Raw genomic sequence first — 3,266 nt, 5'->3', positions numbered from 1 at the left:
GCCCGATCGCCTGCGCCTGCACGCCGGCTACCACTGGCGCAACAGCGCCGACCCCCGCCTCACCCGCACCCGCACCGCCTGGGACACCCGCGACGGCGCCGCCTTCCCCGCCGTGCGATCCGACCTCGCCAGCCTCTCCGTCTGCTACGCCGGCCTCGCCGAAGGCCTCGCCTACACCCTGGAGTTCACCGAACTGCGCCGCGAGGCGGGCCACGACAGCGCCCGGCGCGACACCACCCGCCTGAGTGGCCGCCACCTGCGCGACCCCGCCACCCTGCCCGACGCCGACATCGCCATCATCGGCACCAGCGCCACCCGCGCCCGCGCCCTCCCGCGCGCCGCCTCCCTCATCGTCCCCATGCGCGTCCACTTCGTCGTCGACACCCACACCGGCCCCGACGCCACCCGCGCCCGCATCTCCAAACGCGAACGCCAGCAGTACGCCGCCACCCGCCGCACCCACCACTGGGCCTGGCAACCGGTCCACGACCCCTGCTGGTTCGACGAGTTCTACGACCGCATGTACCGCCCCACCATGCGCGCCCGCCACGGCGACCGCGAACGCACCGAGACCAAGGACGCCGCCTACGAGTGCCTCTTCCGCACCGGCCGCCTCTTCGCCCTCACCCAGGACGACGGACAGCGCATCGGCGGCGCCCTGTGCCACTGGGACCGGGCGAGCGCCACCCTCACCCTGCGCCTGCTCGGCATCCAGGACGGCGACAGCAAGCACTACGACAGCGGCGCGTTCAAAGCCATCTACCACCTCCTCATCGACTGGGCCGCCCGCAACGGCGTACGCCACCTCGACTTCCAGGGCACCGAACCCTTCCTCAGCAAGGGCACCTACCAGTGGAAACGCCGCTTCGGCAGCCGCGTCGTCCTGCCCCCCAACCACTTCGGCGAAAAACGCCTGTGGCTGCGCGTCAACCACGACACCCCCCAGGTCCGCGACTTCCTCGTCGCCAACCCCCTGCTCGCCGAGGACCCCCACGGCCACCTCGAAGCCGTCTACTTCCACGACCACCAGCGCCCCGCCCGCCTCGACTACAGCGCCGCATCCCCCGGCGTCCACCACACGCGCCACCTCGACCTCGACACCTTCCTCGCCCCCCTCACCACCCCGCGCCACCGGGCCGCCCGATGACCACCCCCGCCACGCCGTGGTACGGCACCCAGCCGCCCCCGCTGCACACCCGCCTGCCCCTGCCCGACGTCGCCCGCCACCTCACCGCCCTCAGGGACGGCGAATACGCCAACCTCGTGCCCTCCGAACGCTCCCTGCACCCGGTGGTCCTGCCCCTGGCGTCCTGGCGGGAACTGTTCACCGCCACCGCCACTCTCCTCTCCCTGCTGCGCCGCGCCCTGTTCACCGCCGCTCCCGACCCGGCCTCGCGCATCGCCGCCCTCGGTGCCGATCCCGCGCTCTACCCGCTGACCGTCACCGGTCCCCTCGAAGAGCGCTACGCCACGTGCATCGCCCGACCCGACATCCTCATCGAGACCGGCGGCGGCCCCAAGTTCATCGAGTTCAACATCGGCTCCGGCATCGGCGGCGTCGTCGACACCGCCCTGCACACCCGCGCCTGGACCCATGCCCTCGGCGGCCCCGACACCACCCCCCTCACCGCCCCCGACCCCCTGGCCGTGCGCGACACCCTGCTCGCCCGCGCCGTCCGCGACCTTCACGCACCCCCCGCCGTCGCCCTCCTCGGCACCCGCCGGGACTACCCCGCCGGCCGCTACTTCGAGCTCCAACTCGACTCCCTGCGCCGCCACGGCCTAGAAGCCGAGTTCTTCGAACCCGAGGACCTGCCCACCGACCCCACCCGCTACAAGGTGGGCCTGCGCCACCTCACCATCCTCGAATGGCAACGCCACGGCATCGACCTCGCCCCCGTACGCGCCGCCCTCGACGCCGGCTGCGCCCTCATCGCCACCCAGAGCGCCTACCTGGTCGCCAACAAGAAGGTCCTCGCCTGGATCTCCGAGGGCCGGCCCTGGATGAGCGAGACGGAGCGCGCCGCCGTCGAGCGCTACCTGCCCTGGACCCGCGTCCTGGCGGACCGCCCCGCCCGCCACCGCGGCCGCACCCGCCCCCTGCCCGAACTCCTCCTCGACCACCCCGAGGACTACGTCCTCAAACCCGCCATCGGCATGAGCGGCCAGCAGGTCCTCGTCGGGCGCACCTGCGAGCCGCGGCTGTGGCGCGAGACCGTCACCCGGGCCGCGGCCGCCGAGGACCACATCGTCCAGGAACACGTCGAGCCCGCCCCGATCACCATGGAGTTCGCCGCCGACGACCAGGCCACCACCACCTTCCACGCCCCCGTCCAGCCCGTCTTCAGCCCCTTCCTCTTCGACGGCCGGCCCGCCGGCTGCCTGGTGCGCTACCTGCCCCCCGGCGGCGAAGGCGTCGTCAGCATCCTGGGCCACGGCGCCCTCGCCAACATCGCCCTCACCCACCGATCCGCCTGACATCGCCGAGGAGACCTCCCGTGACCGGGCTCATCACCTGGATCTACCCGAGCGAGGACTACGACCCCGCCGACATCGACGCCTTCGAAACCGGCATCACCGAGCGCTACCGCAAACTCGCCCACCCCCGCGGCTTCGACTTCCGCGTCATCCCCGCCGCCGACCTCGTGCCCCTGTGCCTGGAGCGCCCCCAACTCCTGCACCACGGCGAAGACCTCCTCGCCACCCCCCAGAGCTACATCGTCGAGGACGCCAGCAGCCACCCCCAGGGAGCCCAGGCGCTGCGCGCGATCTACCGCACCCTGCACACCGCCGGCGCCGTCCTCCTCAATCGCGCCTTCACCGCCCCCGACTACCTGGAGCGCGACAAACTCGCCCTCATCCAGCACGCCGCCACCGTGGGCGTGCCCACCATCCCCACCATCGCCCTGCCCCCCGGCCGCCACGCCCGCCGCGCCGTCCCCCTCGTCCGCCGGGCCCTGGGCGAGGGCCCCTACATCGTCAAACCCCGCGAACTGTCCATGGGGGTGGGCGTGCTGCGCGTGGACACCGACCAGCAACTCGAGGCCGCCGTCGACCTCGCCGCCCAGAGCGCCACCGGCTACCTCGTCCAGCCGCTGCTCGACCACAGCGGCGACATGCGCGTCTACCTCGCGGACGGGCGCGTCGTCACCTCGCTGACCCGCCGCCCCCGCCCCGGCGGCTACCTCGCCAACCTCAGCCAGGGCGGCAGCGCCGAAGCCAACGACGACCACCACCTCGTCGCCGACCACTGCCGGCGCATCGCC

Annotated in this window: 3 protein-coding genes; all 3 read left to right on the top strand. The window is 73.1% G+C overall.

Features of this window, described 5'->3' with window-relative positions; genetic code table 11:
- Positions 1 to 1,147, top strand: a 1,147-nt coding sequence (locus VM95_RS43070) for a hypothetical protein (protein WP_052707815.1), incomplete at its 5' end; no start/stop codon positions are given.
- Positions 1,144 to 2,478 carry a hypothetical protein gene (locus tag VM95_RS37255; protein ID WP_045705742.1) on the top strand — a complete coding sequence of 445 codons (1,335 nt, stop codon included), beginning with the start codon at positions 1,144 to 1,146 and terminating at the stop codon, positions 2,476 to 2,478. The genes VM95_RS43070 and VM95_RS37255, both read left to right, overlap by 4 nt.
- Positions 2,479 to 2,498: 20 nt before the next feature.
- Positions 2,499 to 3,266 (top strand): ATP-grasp domain-containing protein (locus VM95_RS37250; protein WP_045705740.1); only part of this gene is annotated, 768 nt, incomplete at its 3' end.

Origin of the sequence: Streptomyces rubellomurinus, assembly GCF_000961885.1 — a bacterium.
In the GTDB taxonomy this organism is placed as follows: domain Bacteria; phylum Actinomycetota; class Actinomycetes; order Streptomycetales; family Streptomycetaceae; genus Kitasatospora; species Kitasatospora rubellomurina.
This window is presented reverse-complemented; position numbering and strand designations above follow the sequence as displayed.

Bases quoted from the DNA above. Each gene is read 5' to 3' on its own strand.
- VM95_RS37255 (WP_045705742.1), top strand. From the start codon at position 1,144: ATGACCACCCCCGCCACGCCGTGGTACGGCACCCAGCCGCCCCCGCTG.